The sequence below is a fragment of the Priestia sp. D3YE.R1 genome, assembly GCF_049199565.1.
GTDB classification, from domain to species: domain Bacteria; phylum Bacillota; class Bacilli; order Bacillales; family Bacillaceae_H; genus Priestia; species Priestia aryabhattai.
In genome coordinates this window covers 1-19,374 of record NZ_JBLTHW010000017.1, presented here as the reverse complement: position 1 = coordinate 19,374, position 19,374 = coordinate 1, and the positions used below count along the sequence as shown (strand labels likewise).

General features: G+C 38.8%; 17 protein-coding genes, 2 tRNA genes, 2 rRNA genes, 1 pseudogene and 2 riboswitches. Of the genes and pseudogenes, 3 read left to right on the top strand and 19 right to left on the bottom strand.

The window, feature by feature from the left end:
• Positions 1-418 precede the first annotated feature (418 nt).
• From ACOZIR_RS28120 to groES, 8 genes and pseudogenes are all read right to left on the bottom strand, one after another.
• Complete coding sequence (locus ACOZIR_RS28120; RefSeq protein WP_013055032.1) at positions 419-1,744, bottom strand: NCS2 family permease; 1,326 nt, start codon at positions 1,742-1,744, stop codon at positions 419-421.
• Between the two features lie 134 nt (positions 1,745-1,878).
• A riboswitch (purine riboswitch) is annotated at positions 1,879-1,980 on the bottom strand.
• 97 nt (positions 1,981-2,077) lie between these two features.
• Complete coding sequence (gene guaA, locus ACOZIR_RS28115; protein WP_028410369.1) at positions 2,078-3,607, bottom strand: glutamine-hydrolyzing GMP synthase; 1,530 nt, start codon at positions 3,605-3,607, stop codon at positions 2,078-2,080.
• Between the two features lie 123 nt (positions 3,608-3,730).
• Positions 3,731-3,832, bottom strand: a riboswitch (purine riboswitch).
• A gap of 39 nt (positions 3,833-3,871) precedes the next feature.
• Entirely contained in the window at positions 3,872-6,064 is a 2,193-nt protein-coding gene (locus ACOZIR_RS28110; RefSeq protein WP_310879168.1) for a transglutaminase TgpA family protein, read from the bottom strand.
• Positions 6,061-7,251 carry a DUF58 domain-containing protein gene (locus ACOZIR_RS28105; RefSeq protein ID WP_421536101.1) on the bottom strand — a complete coding sequence of 397 codons (1,191 nt, stop codon included), beginning with the start codon at positions 7,249-7,251 and terminating at the stop codon, positions 6,061-6,063. The genes ACOZIR_RS28110 and ACOZIR_RS28105 overlap by 4 nt, the downstream gene beginning before the upstream one ends.
• Positions 7,252-7,262: 11 nt before the next feature.
• A pseudogene (locus tag ACOZIR_RS28100) lies at positions 7,263-8,099 on the bottom strand (AAA family ATPase); the annotation flags it as partial.
• Entirely contained in the window at positions 8,080-8,256 is a 177-nt protein-coding gene (locus ACOZIR_RS28095) for an AAA family ATPase (protein ID WP_421536102.1), read from the bottom strand. The pseudogene ACOZIR_RS28100 and the gene ACOZIR_RS28095, both read right to left, overlap by 20 nt.
• Positions 8,257-8,476: 220 nt before the next feature.
• Complete coding sequence (gene groL, locus ACOZIR_RS28090) at positions 8,477-10,108, bottom strand: chaperonin GroEL (RefSeq protein WP_028412700.1); 1,632 nt, start codon at positions 10,106-10,108, stop codon at positions 8,477-8,479.
• Positions 10,109-10,175: 67 nt separating this feature from the next.
• Complete coding sequence (gene groES, locus ACOZIR_RS28085) at positions 10,176-10,460, bottom strand: co-chaperone GroES (protein ID WP_013055026.1); 285 nt, start codon at positions 10,458-10,460, stop codon at positions 10,176-10,178.
• Between the two features lie 299 nt (positions 10,461-10,759).
• On the opposite strand from groES, the gene ACOZIR_RS28080 reads away from it, so the two are divergent.
• The gene (locus ACOZIR_RS28080) at positions 10,760-11,488 is read left to right on the top strand and encodes a CPBP family intramembrane glutamic endopeptidase (RefSeq protein ID WP_028412699.1); all 729 of its coding nucleotides are present in this window, start codon (positions 10,760-10,762) and stop codon (positions 11,486-11,488) included.
• The gene (locus ACOZIR_RS28075; RefSeq protein WP_013055024.1) at positions 11,485-11,712 is read left to right on the top strand and encodes a YdiK family protein; all 228 of its coding nucleotides are present in this window, start codon (positions 11,485-11,487) and stop codon (positions 11,710-11,712) included. Before ACOZIR_RS28080 ends, ACOZIR_RS28075 begins: the two co-directional genes overlap by 4 nt.
• A 26-nt stretch (positions 11,713-11,738) precedes the next feature.
• On the opposite strand, the gene tatC is transcribed toward ACOZIR_RS28075, so the two are convergent.
• From tatC to ACOZIR_RS28060, 3 genes are read right to left on the bottom strand one after another with little or no spacing between them, the layout of a single operon-like run.
• Positions 11,739-12,494, bottom strand: coding sequence for a twin-arginine translocase subunit TatC (gene tatC / locus ACOZIR_RS28070; protein ID WP_013055023.1), 756 nt, complete (start codon positions 12,492-12,494; stop codon positions 11,739-11,741).
• 15 nt (positions 12,495-12,509) lie between these two features.
• Positions 12,510-12,695 carry a twin-arginine translocase TatA/TatE family subunit gene (tatA, locus tag ACOZIR_RS28065; protein ID WP_013055022.1) on the bottom strand — a complete coding sequence of 62 codons (186 nt, stop codon included), beginning with the start codon at positions 12,693-12,695 and terminating at the stop codon, positions 12,510-12,512.
• Positions 12,696-12,748: 53 nt separating this feature from the next.
• Positions 12,749-13,387, bottom strand: a complete 639-nt coding sequence (locus ACOZIR_RS28060; protein WP_028410376.1) for a redox-sensing transcriptional repressor Rex — start codon at positions 13,385-13,387, stop codon at positions 12,749-12,751.
• A gap of 458 nt (positions 13,388-13,845) precedes the next feature.
• On the opposite strand from ACOZIR_RS28060, the gene ACOZIR_RS28055 reads away from it, so the two are divergent.
• Positions 13,846-15,780: an ABC-F family ATP-binding cassette domain-containing protein gene (locus ACOZIR_RS28055; RefSeq protein ID WP_045295513.1), complete on the top strand. Its 1,935-nt coding sequence runs from the start codon at positions 13,846-13,848 to the stop codon at positions 15,778-15,780.
• 254 nt (positions 15,781-16,034) lie between these two features.
• Here ACOZIR_RS28055 and tsaD read toward each other — a convergent pair whose 3' ends face one another.
• The 8 genes from tsaD to ACOZIR_RS28015 all read right to left on the bottom strand — a co-directional run.
• Positions 16,035-17,051, bottom strand: a complete 1,017-nt coding sequence (gene tsaD, locus ACOZIR_RS28050; protein WP_328121078.1) for a tRNA (adenosine(37)-N6)-threonylcarbamoyltransferase complex transferase subunit TsaD — start codon at positions 17,049-17,051, stop codon at positions 16,035-16,037.
• Positions 17,048-17,497, bottom strand: a complete 450-nt coding sequence (gene rimI / locus ACOZIR_RS28045) for a ribosomal protein S18-alanine N-acetyltransferase (RefSeq protein ID WP_013055018.1) — start codon at positions 17,495-17,497, stop codon at positions 17,048-17,050. The genes tsaD and rimI overlap by 4 nt, the downstream gene beginning before the upstream one ends.
• Before the next feature lie 13 nt (positions 17,498-17,510).
• Positions 17,511-18,209, bottom strand: a complete 699-nt coding sequence (gene tsaB / locus ACOZIR_RS28040) for a tRNA (adenosine(37)-N6)-threonylcarbamoyltransferase complex dimerization subunit type 1 TsaB (RefSeq protein WP_045295512.1) — start codon at positions 18,207-18,209, stop codon at positions 17,511-17,513.
• The gene (gene tsaE, locus ACOZIR_RS28035) at positions 18,206-18,676 is read right to left on the bottom strand and encodes a tRNA (adenosine(37)-N6)-threonylcarbamoyltransferase complex ATPase subunit type 1 TsaE (protein ID WP_045295511.1); all 471 of its coding nucleotides are present in this window, start codon (positions 18,674-18,676) and stop codon (positions 18,206-18,208) included. The genes tsaB and tsaE overlap by 4 nt, the downstream gene beginning before the upstream one ends.
• Before the next feature lie 220 nt (positions 18,677-18,896).
• Positions 18,897-18,972, bottom strand: a tRNA-Asp gene (locus tag ACOZIR_RS28030).
• Between the two features lie 4 nt (positions 18,973-18,976).
• A tRNA-Met gene (locus ACOZIR_RS28025) sits at positions 18,977-19,053 on the bottom strand.
• A 25-nt stretch (positions 19,054-19,078) separates the two neighbouring features.
• A 5S ribosomal RNA gene (gene rrf / locus ACOZIR_RS28020) occupies positions 19,079-19,194 on the bottom strand.
• A gap of 68 nt (positions 19,195-19,262) precedes the next feature.
• Positions 19,263-19,374 (bottom strand): 23S ribosomal RNA (locus ACOZIR_RS28015); the annotation flags it as partial.

Sequence of the window (19,374 nt, the reverse complement as noted above, 5' to 3'; positions counted from 1 at the left end):
CGCCGCCAGCGTTCATCCTGAGCCAGGATCAAACTCTCCGAAGAAATGTTTGACTTGCTCAATTTAAAAATAAAAATTAACGTTGACGTTTGTCGCTTTGTTCAGTTTTCAAAGTTCGACCGTTGCTCTGAAGCAACTTTATCAGTATAACATTCTATCGTTTTGATGTCAACATCTTTTTTTTAAGATGTTTCTCTCAACTGCGCTGTTCATCAGCGACATTTAATAATTTACCATATATAATATATAGAGTCAATCGTTTTTCTAAAAAACTTTATAAATAAAAAAGTTAATGAAGTAAACCTTCAGTAAAATGATTGAATAGTCTCTATTACAATAGCTATCTAGCCGCTATGCAGTTTTCTTATCTTACCATAAAAAAAAAGCTCAGTCATTAAACTGAGCTTTTTTATTTAAACTATTCTGCTAAGAACGCGAAATAAAGTATGAAGATGATACAGAGAGCATACATAATGGGATGAACTTCTTTCCCACGCTTACTGCATAACATTGTAATAGGATAAAAGATAAAGCCAACCGCAATGCCTGTTGCAATACTGTACGTTAATGGCATCATGATCACTGTGAAAAATGCCGGAACTGCCACTTCGAACTCTTTCCAATTGATTTCTCCTAAGTTTGACACCATCAGAGCTCCTACCGTAATTAAAGCTGGCGCAGTAACAGCTGGTGTTACGACCGCTAACAACGGAGAAAAGAACAGTGCAACTAAGAAAAACGCTGCCGTTACGATTGCAGTAAATCCTGAACGTCCGCCCGCTGCTACTCCAGCCGTAGACTCTACGTAAGCTGTTGTGGATGAGGTACCAAGAACAGCACCAACTACAATCGCACTAGAATCTGCCAGTAACGCTCTGCCCGCTCGCGGAAGCTTATTATCTTTCATAAGCCCTGCTTGACTCGCTACAGCAACCATCGTACCTGCCGTATCGAAGAAATCAACGAATAAGAAAGTTAAAATGACGACTAGCATCTTTACAGTAAAGATATCACCGATATTTTGAAAAGCTGCCCCAAACGTCGGGTCAAGACTAGGAACTGATGAAACAACTGCTTTAGGTGTATCAATTAAACCAAAAGCCATACCCGCTACAGCCGTTACAATCATACCGATAAATACAGCTGCATTTACTCGAAGCACCATTAATACGATAGTAATGACAATACCAAAAACCGCAAGTAACGTTGTTGGGTTAGTTAAATCACCCAGTCCAACAAATGTAGCATCATCTTTGACGATAATTCCGGCACCTTTCATACCAATAAAACTAATAAATAAACCAATACCTGCTCCAACAGCCATTTTTAATTCAATAGGAATAGAATTAATAATTTTTTCTCGCAGGCTTGTTAGTGTTAAAAGAATAAAAATAACACCTGATATCATAACACCCGTTAAAGCCGTCTGCCATGGAATTCCCATCGTCAGAACAACTGTATAAGCAAAAAATGCGTTTAATCCCATACCTGGAGCTAATGAAATTGGATATCTGCCAAGCACTCCCATAACAATTGATCCCAAAGCTGCCGCTAAAGCAGTAGCTGTAAATACAGCCCCTTGGTCCATTCTCATACTGTCAGGCAGATCCTTTACATCACTTAGTGATAGCACAGATGGATTAACAAATAAAATGTAAGCCATAGATAGAAAAGTTGTAAGGCCAGCTATAAACTCTTTTCGATAGCTAGTACCCAGCTCTTCAAAACGAAAATACTTCTTCACGTTTTTTCCTCCCTTTATAGAAGCCGCATGCACTTAGGCAAGCCATAAAAAATGCCTCTACACTATGGCGCGTAAAGGCATAAGATCGACTAAAAGAGAAATGTATGAGCCAAAAAAACAAAAGATTTTTACACATACATGTATTACTTTCTCGTAGTCAAGCCATTTACGGTAGCTCGGTAGAAACTTTTGGGCCTTATCCCCAAGATTATACGACATTAAAGCTATATCTCGCTGTTTTATGTTACTATCCTACCATTAACTTTTAAAAAAAGTCAACAAAAAACGAACATTCTTAGAAAAGAATGTTCGTTTGTTCGGTTTTCTTACATATTATTCCCATTCAATTGTTGCAGGTGGCTTACTTGTAATATCATACACTACGCGGTTAATATGCTTAACTTCGTTTACAATACGCGTTGAGATAACTTCAAGCACATCCCAAGGAATACGGGCCCAGTCAGAAGTCATACCATCAATTGATGTAACAGCACGAATACCGATTGTGTAATCATACGTACGAGCATCTCCCATTACACCTACACTGCGGATGTCAGGAAGAACCGTAAAGTATTGCCAGATATCGCGCTCCAAGTCAGCTTTTGCAATCTCTTCACGTAAAATAGCATCCGACTCACGTACAATTTCTAACTTCTCTTCCGTAATTGCACCAAGTACACGAATACCTAGACCTGGTCCTGGGAAAGGTTGACGCCAAACGATGTTATCAGGGATACCTAATTCAGAACCTAATGCACGTACTTCATCTTTGAATAGCGTGTTTAACGGTTCGATTAGTTTGAACTGCATATCTTCCGGTAATCCACCTACGTTGTGGTGAGATTTGATCGTTTGAGCTGTAGCTGTCCCACTCTCGATAATATCTGTGTATAGCGTACCTTGAGCTAGGAAATCAAACCCTTTTAATTTAGCAGCTTCGTCATCGAATACATAGATAAATTCATTACCGATGATTTTACGCTTTTGTTCAGGATCTGATACGCCGTTTAACTTTTCTAAGAAGCGATCTTTTGCATCGATTTTAATTACGTTCATATTAAAGCCTTCGCTAAATGTTTCCATTACGCTTTCCGCTTCACCTTTACGTAATAAACCGTGATCTACGAACATACATGTTAACTGATCACCAATTGCTTTGTGAATTAACACAGCTACTACTGAAGAGTCTACTCCGCCGCTAAGTGCGCAAAGTACTTTTCTATCTCCAACTGTTTCACGGATTTTATCCATTTCAACTTCAATGAAGTTCTCGATTGACCAGTTTGCTTCAGCATGACATACTTCAAACACGAAGTTCTTTAAGATATGGTTACCGTGCACTGAATGGCGAACTTCTGGATGGAACTGCACTCCGTACATATTCTTTTCTTTGTTACTCATTGCGGCAATTGGACAAGATGGGCTAGTTGCGTCCACTTCAAAACCAGCTGGTGTTTCTACAACTAAATCACCGTGACTCATCCAAACAACTTGTTCTTTTGGCAACTCATGGTACATTAATGAATCGTTTTGTACGTTAATCGCTGCTTTACCATATTCACGGTGGCTAGCACCTTCTACCTTCCCGCCAAAATGATGAGTCATTAATTGCATTCCATAACAAATACCTAAAACAGGAATACCTAATTCAAAAATGTTTTCATCGCAGTGAAATGCGTTTTCACCGTACACACTGTTTGGACCTCCAGAGAAAATAATTCCCTTTGGATTTAATGCTTTAATCTCTTCTGCTGTAATTGTGTGCGGATGCAATTCACTATATACTCCGAACTCGCGAATGCGACGCGTAATCAGTTGGTTATATTGACTACCAAAATCTAATACAACAATCATGCCTTCCATCTTGTTCACCTCTCCGAATGTGTAAATAATCACTTGTTATTATGCCCTAAAATATAAAAAAAACTAGACTTCTCCCTCAAAAAACAAAGGCAGAAGTCTAGTTGAGCACGAAGTTTGTCGTCAAATAGACTGTTCTGCCTTCATAGTCAGATCGTTTAAGGTGACCCGGTAGAGACTCTCGAACCATATTATCGAGGATATATGAAGGTATACGAAACATTTATAGTAAGTTCGAGAATATTCTATCAATCCGCGAAACAATGGTCAAGAACTCGTTTTTTTGATTAAATTTTCCCACAATTCAATCGACTCTTTCCATTCTTTTATGGAATCTGCATTTCGATACAAAACCCGCTCGTATTTTTCCGTTAATTGTAGCATATTTACCGTATTTAATTTTTCGTCTACTTCTCCTGCAAAGTCGCGCAGCGTTTGACTTTCTTGCCGCTTTAGTCCATTTGCAGCGAGTCTTTTAAGTAAAAAAGCATACGCTGATTCAAAGGTTTCCACACTGTCTTTCTTTTTATAAAAAGAGATATAAAAAGGTAAAAACCATTTAAATCGATTGAGATATATTACTATTAACATAACTACCATCAGTCCGTAGAAAAGCACTTTCCACTTCATAGACAGCTTAGCATTTTGAAGAAAGGCTGTTTTTCCTTTCGCTTTTTCTTCTTGTGCCGGAAGCTCTTTTTCCTTAGGCTGCTCCTTCACTTGCGTTTCTTGTTTCTCTTCTTCCCTTTGACTATTTTCACTAGAGTTGTTAGGTTGGCTATCTACAAAATCATAAGGATTAGAAAAACTTTTTGTTGGTTCAAAAGGTACCCAACCCGCTCCTGGAAAATAGACTTCGACCCAAGAATGAGCATTATTTTGTGTAATTTCATAGGTTGTCCACTTACTACTTCCTGAAATGACGGTGGCATCACCTTCTGTATAGCCCTTTACCCACCGAGCAGGAATATCTAATGAACGAAGCAGCACGACCATAGAAGTAGAGAAGTTATCACAGTACCCTCTTTTTGTATCAAATAAAAATTGATCCACATAATCTTTATTTTTCGTAGGGATTGGAACATTTTCAGTATCATATACATATGGATTGGATTGGAAGTATTCTTCAACGGCTTTTGCTTTTTCATAACGATTGTTCTTATTTTTTGTTGCCTCACGAGCTAAATCCTTTATTCGTTTCGGCAAGTTAGCAGGAAGCTGTGTATACCTTGCTATAAATTCGTTATTATTCTCTAGACTCTCTGCCTTTTTCTCCTCTGCTTGCTGAAGAAGTCCAATATCAAATGCAGGATATTTATACGTCAGCTCATACGATTGAACAGTAACAAGCTTGTCATTTTGATAAGGATATAATTTTTCATTTGTCGGTGTAACATCGGTTTGAATGCCATTTTTTAAGGTTAGCGACAGCAGTTGAGGAATATGCATAAGATGAACAGAAGGCTGCGAATAGGTAACTTCTGCTTTTCTTACTTGTCCTGCTACACTTGCGTCATATTGAGGCAGTAAGTTTTCATTTCCTTTAAAGGGCACTTTTTCTTCCTCTTTAGACAGCTCCCACCCCTTACCTGTATAAACATCCTTCGTTTCAATACGCCAATAGTGCTCATCCTCTACTTTGGCTGTAAACACAACCGTATCATCATTGACAAACGATCCCCCCAATTTAGAATCGTCCATATCATAGCCAATTCGTTGACCGCTTGCAGATTCTCCCTGCCCTTGATTTGTTGTATGCGCTGTGATAAAAGGTACGGGATCTGGCCACTGCGGCCCTGGTTTAGGAGCGAGATAAGCCAGCACAATGACAATAGCTAAAAAGCTGCCTAGAAAAAGAAACGATCGTTTTCTATTTTCTAAACGCTCAGTGCTCGCAGCTTTTATACGTTCAGGATTTATGCGAAGCATAGCTACTAATAAAAATCCGATAATCGTTACGCGAATAATAGCAGCTCCCGCATCGTAAGTAGAAAAGGTATCCAACACGGTAATATACAAAATGGTTAAGAAGAAAAAGAAGAAAATTCTTTTTTGATAAAAGATCCAATATCGAATTAAATAAGCCATAATCCAAAGCAGCACAAAAAATAAAGTGCTCCTCATTTCAAATGATAAATTCGCTATATCCCACTGCATAATACTTTGTACATCTGACTGAAGAATTTCCAACAGTCTCGGAAGCCAGTCTGAAGAAAAGAAGGCCCCTTGAAAATAAAGATTGTGAAGTGAAAACAAAATAAACAACATGCTCCCTAACGTCATCACGATAAACGGCAAGCGAAACGTTAAACACAAAAAACAGTAAGCAACAAACAGGATAAAGTACTGAATTTGATTGGTATCCGTCACTTCGTTTAAAGGGAGAAGCCATTCCACTAATAAAAAGAAAGCTCCCGCGTACAATAAGATGTTTTTTACATACCAAGCTGATTTATTCACTTATTTCCGCCCTCACTTCCTTTAGATGATAGAGGAAGTGGAATATTAACGACTTCAATCGTTAAAGCAGAAGATTGTATTCCATTTACAATAACGGCCTCTTCGTCACTAAGCCCTGCTCCTGCATCTTTAACAACAATTAGTGACGCCTTAGCATGGAAACTCAGCTTAGATTGAACTTGCCCAATAAGAGTCCCTGTAACCTGACTGACAATGACCATAAAAGAATGCTGCTTTTGAATGGCAATATTCTTAAATTCTGTTTCGAATGTTCGATTGCTACTAGGCTGTGCACGTGCTAAGTAATGCAACAGGTTATCAGTCTCACTTTGTTCAGAGGTTTTTGGTAAAAAAATTGCATCTCCAGCTAAAAGAAAATCAACTTTTTTACGCTTGGTTTCTTCATGAATGAGCATGGATGCCAGAAAGCTCATTCGTTCTTCAAAGTATAGAGAGCTTATAACATCTGCGATGATAATCATGCTCCGTTCATGATAATGACCAAACTCTTTAGAAATCAACGTAGCTTTACGGGCCGTCGCCTTCCAATCAATAGACCCTAATCGGTCACCCGGCTGATATTCTCTAACGCCTGTCACTAACGTAGTAGATTGATTTCCCGTCGAAACTTCATTTTTCCCTTCTTCTATTCCCGCTAAAAGAAACGGAATATCTATCTCATGAATCTGAGGATAAACGATAAATCGCTGCTGCAGGGGATAATACGCATTCTTTTTTACAATTCCTAACAAATCACTCAATTCAATCGAAATCGTAAAAAATTCATATTCTCCTCTTTCTACAAAAGATCTTTCATACGGAATAACGGCGTTTCGTTGAAAAAGCGGATAAATTGTTCTTTCTTCTTGATCTAAAAGGTTACTCTCCTCTTTCACTGCTGCCATATAAACAGGAAAAGCCGAGGAGCGTGTAATGTGAATATCATACGAAAGATGATCTCCAGCGAATCGAGGCTGTATCTTCATGTCACGAGTAACATTCAACTTCTTCAACGGATAAAGCAAAATGGCTACCGCATATAACCCAAAAGGTAAGAAGCTATAAAATAAAAACCAGCTGACAAAGCCTCCTTGAAACATGGCGTAAGAAAACGTAGCGGCAAAGATGCAGAATAAAACGAACCAGTCTCTACCTTTGTTCCATATCACTTTTATATACTGTTTCATAACGTATCCTCTTACCTTTTAACAGGTACTTTCGTATCAGCCATAATTTGCTTCATCACATCACTCGCTGTTAAACCGCTGTACTGAGTATCAGGTCTTAGCGTTAATCGATGTGCACACACATATGAAGCAAGCTCTTGAACATCATCAGGAAGACAGTAATCTCTTCCCTTTACTAACGCATATGCTTGAACGGCCTTCATAAAGGAAACCGTTCCACGAGGACTGATACCTAACGAAACATGTGGATGAGATCGAGTTTTGCGAATGATTTCAATGATATAGTGCTTGATCACATCATCTACATAAATACTGCTTACAGCTTTTTGAGCCTGTACTAATTCTGGAACGCTCATAACGGGTTTGACATCTTCAAGATTAACTTGAGTCGATACGCCATTTAAAATTTGAAGCTCCTCTTCCTGCGTAGGATACCCCATGCTTAATTTAAATAAAAAACGATCCAGCTGCGCTTCCGGCAAATGATAGGTCCCATCAAAATCAACAGGATTTTGAGTAGCCATCACAAAAAAAGGCGCCCGAATTTCCCGGGTGATACCATCGGTTGTTACATGATGTTCAGCCATTGCTTCTAAAAGCGCCGATTGTGTTTTAGGAGAAGTCCTGTTAATCTCATCAGCGAGTACTATGTGGCTCATGATAGGACCTGGACGAAAATGAAATTCCATGTCTTTTGGACTGTAAATAGAAACACCTGTTACGTCGGATGGCAGCAAATCAGGCGTGAATTGAATTCGTTTAAATTCGGCATCAATTGATTTGGCCAGCACCTTCACTAGCATCGTTTTTCCTACACCCGGTACATCTTCAAGCAAAATATGGCCCTCGGNTGAATTGAATTCGTTTAAATTCGGCATCAATTGATTTGGCCAGCACCTTCACTAGCATCGTTTTTCCTACACCCGGTACATCTTCAAGCAAAATATGGCCCTCGGCAAGCAAAGCAACCAAACTCAACGTAGATACGTGACGTTTTCCAATCACAATTTGATCGATGTTTTCTAATACTTGGTTTAATTTATTATTAATATGATCGAGCTGAATCAACGAAGCTCCCCCTTAAAACTCAGTTAAGCCTTGAGTTTAGTAAGTTTTCCAATAAACATAGTACTATCTTAACAAATTTTAAAAAAATCTGAAAATATTAACGCACGCAAAAAAGCGACCAAGTGAGTACTTGGTCGCTTTTTCAGAGAGGGCAGTATTACATCATGCCGCCCATTCCACCCATGCCGCCCATGTCAGGCATTGCAGGTGCTCCGCCTTCTTCTGGCTTGTCAGCAACAACTGCTTCAGTTGTTAAGAACATAGCCGCTACAGAAGAAGCATTTTGAAGAGCTGAACGCGTTACTTTTGTTGGGTCAACGATACCAGTGTCTAGCATATTTACCCACTCGCCAGTTGCAGCGTTGAATCCAGTTCCAACTGCTTCGCCTTTTAGACGTTCAACGATTACTGATCCTTCTAAACCAGCATTGTGAGCGATTTGACGTACAGGCTCTTCAATCGCACGTAATACGATGTTGATACCTGTAGCAGTGTCACCGTCAGCTTCGATGCTTGCTACTTTATTATAGATATTTACTAATGCAGTACCACCACCAGCTACGATACCTTCTTCAACCGCAGCACGCGTAGAGTTTAATGCATCTTCAATACGTAATTTACGTTCTTTTAACTCAGTTTCAGTTGCCGCACCAACTTTAATTACAGCCACGCCACCAGCAAGTTTTGCTAAGCGCTCTTGTAATTTTTCACGGTCAAACTCTGAAGTTGTTTCTTCAAGCTGAGCTTTGATTTGGTTTACGCGTGCTAGGATATCTTCTGCGTTTCCTGCACCGTTTACAACTGTTGTATTTTCTTTTGTTACAACAATTTTAGAAGCGCGACCTAATTGATCGATGCCTGCAGTTTTCAAGTCAAGACCAAGCTCTTCAGTAATTACTTCTCCACCTGTTAGAATAGCAACGTCTTGTAGCATTGCTTTACGACGATCACCAAAACCAGGAGCTTTAACAGCTACAGCTGTAAATGTACCGCGAAGTTTGTTCACAACTAATGTTGCTAAAGCTTCACCTTCTACATCTTCAGCGATGATTAATAGAGGCTTGCCTTGTTGAACAACTTGCTCTAATACCGGTAAGATTTCTTGAATGTTACCGATTTTTTTGTCTGTGATTAAGATGTATGGATCATCTAATACAGCTTCCATTTTATCTGAATCAGTTACCATGTAAGGAGATGCATATCCACGGTCAAACTGCATACCTTCTACCACTTCTAATTCAGTTGTGAAACCTTTTGATTCTTCAAGTGTGATAACGCCGTCGTTACCAACGCGTTCCATTGCTTCAGCGATTAGTTGACCTACTTCTTCGTCAGCTGCTGAGATAGCCGCTACTTGAGCAATTGAATCTTTACCTTGAATTGGTTTAGAGATTGCTTTTAGTTCTTCAACCGCTACAGCTACTGCTTTTTCCATACCTTTACGGATACCCATTGGGTTAGCACCAGCCGTTACGTTTTTAAGACCTTCTCTGATCATTGCTTGCGCTAAAACTGTGGCAGTAGTTGTACCGTCACCAGCAACGTCGTTTGTTTTGCTAGCAACTTCAGCTACTAATTTAGCACCCATGTTTTCAAATGCGTCTTCTAATTCGATTTCTTTTGCAATTGTTACACCGTCATTTGTAATAAGCGGTGAACCGAATTTCTTTTCTAATACAACGTTACGACCTTTTGGTCCAAGCGTTACTTTTACAGCATTTGCTAATGTATCTACACCACGTAGCATTGCGCGACGCGCTTCTTCGCTAAATTTAATGTCTTTTGCCATGTTCTTTGACCTCCTCAAGATGTTCTTAATAATCTATTTTTTACGTATGATAAGTCTGTGGTTAAAATTAGCCGATTACAGCTAAAATATCGCTTTCGCGTAAAATTAAGTATTCAGTACCTTCGTATTTCACTTCAGTACCCGCATATTTTGAGAAGATGATACGATCGCCCGCAGCTACTTCTAAAGCTACACGCTCACCGCTTTCTAATACTCGGCCTGTACCAACAGCAACAATTTTACCCTCTTGTGGTTTTTCTTTTGCACTGTCCGGTAACACGATACCGCTTGCTGTTTTTTCCTCAGATTTTACAAGTTCAATCACTACGCGATCACCTAATGGCTTTAACAAGTGAAACAACCTCCTCAAATAATATGTTTGCATTTTTATTAGCACTCAACCTCAACGAGTGCTAACACAATTATTATATTAAAACAAAGTGGGTTTTTTTTGCAAGTATTAAACAAAAAAAATTTAAAATTTACGACAACTACATATAATAGTCTTAGATTTCGACGATTTTGAGAAATAAAGCATTCTTTTCTCTGTTCAATAATATGTATGTTACAATACGAGCAAGAAGAAATTACTAACTTTACAGTACTTCTTCGACATATATACATAAAAACCTTTTAAAGGAGTATAGAAGATTGGAAAAACGTTATTGGTATGTTATCCTCACCTACATCCTTATGCAGTTTTCAGGAGTTGTTGGTATACCGCTGTTAAAATTAACAGGAATGTTTGATGACTATCCAGTTCGAACAGCGAATGTCATGCTTTTGACTTATTGGACTATCATTAGCTTTATCCTTGGTTTACTTATTGTCTTACTGCTGCTGCGCCGTGACATGTCCATGCGTATAGAACATGCTGGAAAAACGATTGCTGTTGTCTGGTCAGTCCTTGGGGTGTTTCTCGCTATGGCTGGTCAAGCTGTAGCAGGTATGATTGAGCACGCTCTTGGCATTACCCAAGTATCTGAAAACACACAAAATATTGTTAATCTTGTTAAAGCAACGCCGTTCCTTATTGTCGTTACGTCTGTTATTGGACCAATACTAGAAGAGATTATTTTCCGAAAGATTATTTTTGGTTCTCTTCACAAACGATACAATTTCTTTATCTCTGCATTTATTAGTTCCCTTATTTTCGCTGCGGTACACTGGGATTTTAAACATTTACTTGTGTATACAGCCATGGGATTTGTATTTGCATTCCTTTATGCAAGGACGAGACTAATTGTTGTACCTATTATTGCTCATGTTTTGATGAATACAATCGTTATTTTATCTCAAACTATTTTTGCAGATAAAATTATAGAAATGCAAAAACAAGCAGAACAAATGCAGTTCATTTTTGGAGGCATGTTTTTATGAAGAATATCCCTTTAACACGAGGGTTTATTTATATTATTATGGGGATTTTATTCACCTACTTGGCAATTCAAAATGCCCAGGAAACCGTCTGGAATTTCCCCACAATCTTATTTGCACTCGTAGCCGCATTCGATTTCAGGTTTGCGGTTCGCATCTTTATCTTGCACTACAAAATTAAAAAATTGCAGCAGCAATATAAAAATCAAGATGATTCATCCAAATAAAAAAACCACTGTTTCAGTGGTTTTTTTTACATACTAACATCTTCTCTTTCTTGCTCTGCCCTTGCCTTTAACACTTTGCGATACGAAATGCGGGAAATAATGATGCTGATTTCATACAAAATTAAAAGCGGCACTGTCACCATCATGTGCGAGAGCAATTCCGGTGGTGTAATAAGTGCGGCAATAACTAGCAGTACGAAATAGGCATATTTTCGAATTTGAGATAAAAACATAGGCGTTATAATTCCTAAACGCGTCAAAAACATAACGACGACAGGAAGCTGAAACAACAAGCCAAAAGGCAGTGTGAGCTGCATTAAAAAAGAAAAGTATTCATTAATGCCAATCACTTGGTTTACATTCAGCTCATCCGAAACGCGCGTCATAAAATCAACGACAAATGGAAACAACACAAAATAAGAAAAAGAGACACCGCCGATAAAGAGAAAAATGGAAACAGGAATATATCCAAGCGTTACCTTACGCTCTTTTTCATATAAACCAGGACTAATAAATGCCCAGAGTTGATACAGTGCAACAGGAGCTGCAAGTACGCAGCCGATAATAACAGCAAATTGCATATAAATCTTAACTGGATCTGTTAACCGAAATGCATTCATCGTTAAATTCTTTGCCTCATCAGCATGCTGTAAATAGACAATAACCTTATCCGCTATAAAAAAGCCGCCAATTGTGGCAATCACAAAGAAAAATAAAACAATTAAAATGCGTTTTCGCAGCTCTCCTATATGATCATATATTGACATTTCTTGTTCGGTCATACTATGATCACCCTTTTACTCTTTGTCATCTACTTGACGCTGTTTATCTTTTTCACGATCTTCTGATGCACCGCTAGCGGCATGCTTAAACTCTCTAAGCGTTTGGCCCACTGATCTTCCTAGCTCCGGTAACCGTTTCGGTCCAAAAATAAGCAGTGCTACAATCGCAATAATAATCCAACTGCCTGCTCCAATCCCCATATTCCCACTCTCCTTATTAATTTAGACTTAAGGAAATCGTAACACAGTCCGCCTTATTCAACAGGATAATTTTTCAAAAAGTAGACAAGCGACTGTAATTCTACAGCAAGATCAATATGATGGAGTCGAATCTCATCCGGTACGTTTAAGCGTGCAGGAGTAAAGTTTAAAATCCCTTTAATTCCGCAACTCACTAAACGATCGGTAATTTGCTGAGCAACAGTGGCTGGAACGGTTAAAATCGCTACTGAGATGTCATCACTCATATAATCTTCCAATTGGTCAAGGTGATAGACTGGCACGTCGCCTACTTTCGTACCGACTTTATCTTCTATCACATCAAAAGCGCACTCAATTTTAGTGTTATTATTTTTAATAAAATTATAATTTAAAAAGGCCGTTCCTAGATTCCCTACGCCAATCAGTGCTACTTTCGTTACTTCATCTTGGTCTAACGTTTTACGGAAAAATGTAAGTAAATAATTCACATTGTAGCCGTATCCCTTTTTTCCTAATGCACCAAAGTAAGAAAAGTCCCGACGAATAGTAGCAGAATCCACTTTCACTGCCTCACTTAACTCTGCTGACGACACACGCTGTTTACCAGAAGCATGCAAATTTTTCAAAAAACGATAATAAAGCGGCAATCGTTTAGCCGTTGCTTGTGGTATTTTTAATTGTTCAGTGTTCACGTTGTACCCCCTCAGTTCATGTATGTCATTACTAACATTTTCAAGTCATATTGCATTACCTTTCACAAAGCATCAACCGCTTTGAGGTAGCGCTTCCAATTCTCTCTCTTTTCTCTTGTTTTATATATACTCCGCTTCAAACCTCGACGGCTTTTGTCTATCCAGCACTACTTAAAGTCGATAGCTAGAACGAAGCAATTAGCCCTTCAAAGGATCGGTTTGGTAGTCATGACGGGTTTTTTACATCCATCATATATAAGTTCAGAGATGCACTTATCTCTTATTTTAACATAGTATCCTGTATAAAATGTGCAGGTAAAATCATTTTATTTCATGAATCAAAACATTCGCTTCATCATTTGTCCTTGTCCCTCTACAAATTACAAACGCTTGTAGGAAGAACTTGTAGTTAAAAATGTGTTAAAATACACTATGGATATACTACTAGAGGTGAAAAAATGATTATTCTACAATTGAACGGTATTACAAAATACTATGGGGCAGAACCCATTTTATCGAATATAAAGTTAGAAGTACAATCAAAAGACCGCATTGCCTTAGTGGGACGAAACGGTGCTGGTAAATCAACTTTATTAAAAATTATTGCTGAGCAGCTTTCCTATGACAGCGGAGAAATTATTAAACCTAAGGGTGTTTCCATTGATTATATGGGACAAGATACAGTTCTTGAGTCAACACTCTCCATATGGGAAGAAATGATGACTGTCTTTGCTCCATTAAAGAAGATGGAAAAAGAATTACGTACGCTTGAAACGAAGATGGGTGATCCAGACATTTTTAATGATTCAGTTCAATACGAAAAACTAACCAAAGAGTACGATCAGCTTCAAGTAACGTTTAAAGATTTAGGCGGCTATCAATATGAAGCGGATACACGATCTATTCTTCACGGTTTCCGTTTTTCAAACTTTGACTACAGCACCCCTATTTCCTCCTTGAGCGGTGGACAAAAAACGCGCCTGGCTCTTGCAAAACTGCTTTTAACAAAGCCTGATTTGCTTATTCTGGATGAGCCTACCAACCACTTAGATATTGAAACTTTAGCATGGCTGGAACAGTTTCTGCAAGGGTATGAAGGAGCTATTTTAATCGTTTCACATGATCGTTACTTCCTTGATAAAGTCGTAAACCAAGTGTATGAAGTCACACAAAAAACAACGGTGAAGTACACGGGCAACTACTCTAAATACCTTGTACAAAAAGCAGAGCGATATGAAAAAGAAATGCGTCAGTACGAAAAACAGCAGGATGAAGTCGCAAAATTGAATGACTTTATTCAGCGAAACATCGCCCGCGCATCGACTACAAAACGTGCGCAAAGCAGACGTAAACAGCTCGATCGAATGGAGTTAATAAATCGACCTAACGAAGGTGAAAAATCAGCTAGTTTTTCTTTTGAAATTGAGCGTCAAAGCGGAAATGAAGTCTTAAATCTCGAAGATGTGTCTATTGGATATGATGAAAACAACTATGTCGTCCAGCAGGCAAACCTTCGCATTAAAAAAGGTGAAAGCCTCGCGTTGGTTGGCCCTAATGGCGTTGGGAAATCAACTTTATTAAAAGGTATTGTGGATAAACTCAGCTTCAAGACTGGAACTATTTCTTTTGGCTCAAATGTAATGGTTGGTTATTACGACCAAGAGCAAGCCAATTTAACGTCTAATAAAACCGTTTTAAATGAGCTTTGGGATGACTACCCATCCAAACCTGAAAAAGAAATCCGTACAGCGCTTGGAAACTTTCTGTTTTCAGGTGATGATGTACTGAAAATCGTTTCGACGCTTAGCGGTGGTGAAAAAGCACGTTTGGCTCTTGCGAAACTTATGCTTCAAAAAGCTAACTTCTTAATTTTGGATGAACCTACTAACCACCTTGATTTAGATAGCAAACAAGTACTAGAGAATGCGTTAATTGATTACCCGGGGACTCTATTATTTGTTTCACATGACCGTTATTTTATTAATCGTATTGCCAACAAAATAGCAGAGCTATCTCCTGAAGGGGTAGAAGAATTTCTTGGAGATTATGACTATTATGTAGAAAAGAAAGCAGAAATAGAGGAAATCAAAGAATTAGAAAATATAAAAGCAAACGAAGAACGTACGGTAAAAGTAGATAAACAGTCCTATAAACAAGATAAAGAACAAAAGAAATTGATGAGGCAGCGAACGCGCCGCATTGAAGAAATTGAAATTGAAATAAACAAATTAGAAGCCGCACAAGCGGAGAATGAAGAACTTCTTTGTGACCCTGAAATTTATCAAAATCACGAAGAAGTATCAAGATTAAACGGTGAAAATGAAAAAATTTCTTCTCAGTTATCCACATTAATGGAAGAGTGGGAAGAATTACAGCTGCTTCTAGAAGAATAGCCTATATTTTTTCGTATCTCTTCGTACTATTCACCTGTTCATACGCTTAAGAGCAAGCTTTATCCACTCTGTGAATAAATAGTGGATATCTGTCTGATTTTCATAATTAAAACTTGTTAATAACAGGTCCGTGTACTAAGTGCACGGACTTTTCCACATAATTATCCACAGTCAATTCTAAATTTATTGAATATTGTTGATAAATCATTTTTATCCACAAAAAAAACGAATGAGAAATAAATCTCATCCGCCTTTTACTCTTCCAAGTCCAAACCGGGGTTTGCATTTAATGACATGTCTGAACGTTTTCCTTGAGCAAATCTTACGCTTGCTGCTGCTCCAATCATTGCGGCATTATCCGTACATAGAGATAGCGGCGGGATAATAAGCTCAATATTTGACATGGATTCAAATGCCTCTTCTAGCGCTGCTCTAAGCCCTTTATTAGCAGCAACTCCTCCTGCCAATAAAACTTGCTTAACGTTATATTCCTTCGCAGCTTTAACTGTTTTAGTTACTAACACATCAATGACACTCGCTTGAAAGCTAGCAGCAAGTGTTTGTGGAAGAATCTCTTCACCTTTTTGCTTCGCGTTGTGGACAGTGTTAATAACTGCTGATTTTAACCCACTGAAACTAAAATCATAGGATCCTTCTTCTAGCCAAGCACGCGGCAAATCAATTAACGGCTCTCCTTCATGTGCAAGACGGTCAATATGAGGTCCGCCTGGATATGGAAGGTTTAACGTGCGGGCCACTTTATCGTAGGCTTCTCCTGCTGCATCATCTCTTGTTTCGCCAATCACTTTAAACTGACCGTGACTTTCCATGTATACAAGCTCCGTATGCCCTCCAGATACAACTAGCGATAAAAGCGGGAATTCTAATTTTTTAATTAGCTGATTCGCATAAATATGTCCTGCAATATGATGAACACCAATTAATGGCTTTTGATATGCAAATGCTAGCGCTTTGGCTGCATTTACGCCAATAAGAAGTGCTCCCACAAGCCCTGGTCCTTCCGTTACAGCTATTGCATCAATATCTGCAAACGTCAGGTTCGCTTGATTTAAAGTTTCTTCAACTACTACCGTAATTTGTTCCACATGATGACGAGATGCAATCTCCGGTACGACACCGCCAAATCGTTTATGGCTTTCTATTTGAGAGGCCACCACATTGGCTACAATTTCATGACCGTTTCGAATAACGGCTGCGGCTGTCTCATCACAGCTTGTTTCTAATGCTAAAATTAATTGATTTTCATTCATAAATTCACCCACATAACTAATGCATCCTCATTGTTATCGGAATAATAATTCTTACGAATACCTCCAGGTTTAAAACCTAGCTTTTGATACAATGATTGTGCAATATGATTAGATACCCTAACTTCTAATGTCATTGACGTAGCACCTAGTTTTCGAAGAACGTCCATCACATTTCTCAACAGCAATTCACCGAGTCCCTTGCCTCGGTAGTCTGGCAATAGCGCAATGTTGGTTACATGTGCTTCGTCAATAACAATCCACGTTCCGCAATACCCAATAATATTTTCTCCTTCTTCCATCACAATGTAAGTTGAAAATTGATTATTGGTTAATTCATTTTGAAACGCTTCTGAACTCCAAGGTGTCGTAAAAGACTTCTCTTCGATTTTCACTACTTGGTCAATATCTTTAACTTCCATTAAACGAAACTTAATTGTTAGTTTCATGTTATACCTTCTTTTATCCTTTTTGCTGTGAAGCAAGCCAATTGGCTTCGGCTTCAGCTAAACGAATGTAGTTCGGAACAAAAGTATGCACAGACTGCGGCTCTTTCTTCATTCCTAAAAAAGCCAATTCACTTGGTCTTGGATTAAACTGCTGAACATGAGCAAATACAGCTTGTTCACCCAACACTTCTTTTAACGCCTCTTCATGCATAGGAAGATCATTGCCTATGAATAAAATAGGCTTGTTGTATGACTTTAAATGTTCTGCCCACTCCTTATTAATAACAAGTCGATCACTTTCAACTTCTAGAAGACCTCGTTCGTTATTCCATTTATATAGTCCCGTATAAAGCTGCTGACGGCGCGCATCAAATAACGGAGCAATATATCCATCAAAATAACGACCGTTTGCTGCTAGGGCCTCAAGGCTAGATACACCTATTAAAGGAATATTTAAAGCCCAAGCAAGTGTCTTGGCAATGGTCACGCCAATGCGTACACCTGTATAAGATCCAGGACCATGTGCCACTACAACACGGTCTAGCTCGCTTGGCGCAATATCACAATCTTTTAATAAAGATTCAACGGCGTTCATCACACGAACGGAGTGATTCTTTTTTAGATTCGTAACAATTTCTCCAATTACTTTATTTTCTTCAACGACAGCAACACCCATGACAAAATTGGATGTATCAATAGCTAACATTTTCATCTTTTAAAAAGCTCCTTACATATTTCAACGTACCGACTGCCTATCGCTTTTACAAGGATTTTACGAGTCGTTTCGTTTTCATGATAAATATTGATTTGAATATATTCAGTAGGAAGCTGCTCTTCAATAAGATGAGCCCACTCCACGACCGTCACGCCATCTCCTTCGAAATACTCATCGAACCCTAAGTCTTCAAATTCATCCCCTAGACGGTACACATCCATATGATAAAGAGGAAGGCGACCGCTTTTGTATTCTTTGATGATAGTAAATGTTGGGCTATTCACATTGCGTTCAATTCCTAATCCTTTAGCTAAACTTTTTGTGAATGTTGTCTTTCCAGCTCCCAAATCGCCTTCAAGCAGCAACACGTCACCAGCTTCTAATAAAGTTGCTAGACGAGCAGCCAGCTGATTAGTTTCATCAGGAGACGTAGACATAAACGTAAATTCGTTAATCTCTGTCATTCATTCAGAACCTCATTTCAATCTGTATATATATATTGTAAACGTTGTGGACTATACATATCCAGTAAGAAATCCAACAATCTTTAACATCGCAATTCTATAAAGAAATTTCTTTGTATATAAAAAATTCCTTAGGATTGCTCCTAAGGACGGTAAAGTTTTATATAAAAATGGTTCAAACAATAAAAAAGACGAAACACATTGTTTCGTTTCTAAAAAATGGCGGTCCCGACGGGAATCGAACCCGCGATCTCCTGCGTGACAGGCAGGCATGTTAACCGCTACACCACGGGACCATGTTGGTTGCGGGGACAGGATTTGAACCTGCGACCTTCGGGTTATGAGCCCGACGAGCTACCGAACTGCTCCACCCCGCGATGATAAAAAAAGCAAAATAAAAATGCCTAGCGATGTCCTACTCTCACAGGGACAAAGTCCCAACTACCATCGGCGCTAAAGAGCTTAACTTCCGTGTTCGGTATGGGAACGGGTGTGACCTCTTTGCCATTATCACTAGACATTTATATGAGATTGTTCTCTCAAAACTAGGTAACAGGTTGCTGAGTAAAGCTTACGCTTTTAAAGTTTGGTTAAGTCCTCGATCGATTAGTATCAGTCAGCTACACATGTCGCCACGCTTCCACCTCTGACCTATCAACCTGATCATCTTTCAGGGATCTTACTAGCTTGCGCTATGG

What these genes read in the sequence shown, in the direction of transcription:
- tsaB (WP_045295512.1), bottom strand. Translation starts at nt 18,209, where the DNA reads ATGAAAATGTTAGCTATTGATACATCCAATTTTGTCATGGGTGTTGCT.
- rimI (WP_013055018.1), bottom strand. Translation starts at nt 17,497, where the DNA reads ATGAAACTAACAATTAAGTTTCGTTTAATGGAAGTTAAAGATATTGAC.
- tatC (WP_013055023.1), bottom strand. Translation starts at nt 12,494, where the DNA reads ATGACCGAACAAGAAATGTCAATATATGATCATATAGGAGAGCTGCGA.
- groL (WP_028412700.1), bottom strand. Translation starts at nt 10,108, where the DNA reads ATGGCAAAAGACATTAAATTTAGCGAAGAAGCGCGTCGCGCAATGCTA.
- ACOZIR_RS28105 (WP_421536101.1), bottom strand. Translation starts at nt 7,251, where the DNA reads ATGAAACAGTATATAAAAGTGATATGGAACAAAGGTAGAGACTGGTTC.
- tatA (WP_013055022.1), bottom strand. Translation starts at nt 12,695, where the DNA reads ATGGGGATTGGAGCAGGCAGTTGGATTATTATTGCGATTGTAGCACTG.
- ACOZIR_RS28075 (WP_013055024.1), top strand. Translation starts at nt 11,485, where the DNA reads ATGAAGAATATCCCTTTAACACGAGGGTTTATTTATATTATTATGGGG.
- guaA (WP_028410369.1), bottom strand. Translation starts at nt 3,607, where the DNA reads ATGGAAGGCATGATTGTTGTATTAGATTTTGGTAGTCAATATAACCAA.
- tsaE (WP_045295511.1), bottom strand. Translation starts at nt 18,676, where the DNA reads ATGACAGAGATTAACGAATTTACGTTTATGTCTACGTCTCCTGATGAA.
- ACOZIR_RS28055 (WP_045295513.1), top strand. Translation starts at nt 13,846, where the DNA reads ATGATTATTCTACAATTGAACGGTATTACAAAATACTATGGGGCAGAA.
- tsaD (WP_328121078.1), bottom strand. Translation starts at nt 17,051, where the DNA reads ATGAATGAAAATCAATTAATTTTAGCATTAGAAACAAGCTGTGATGAG.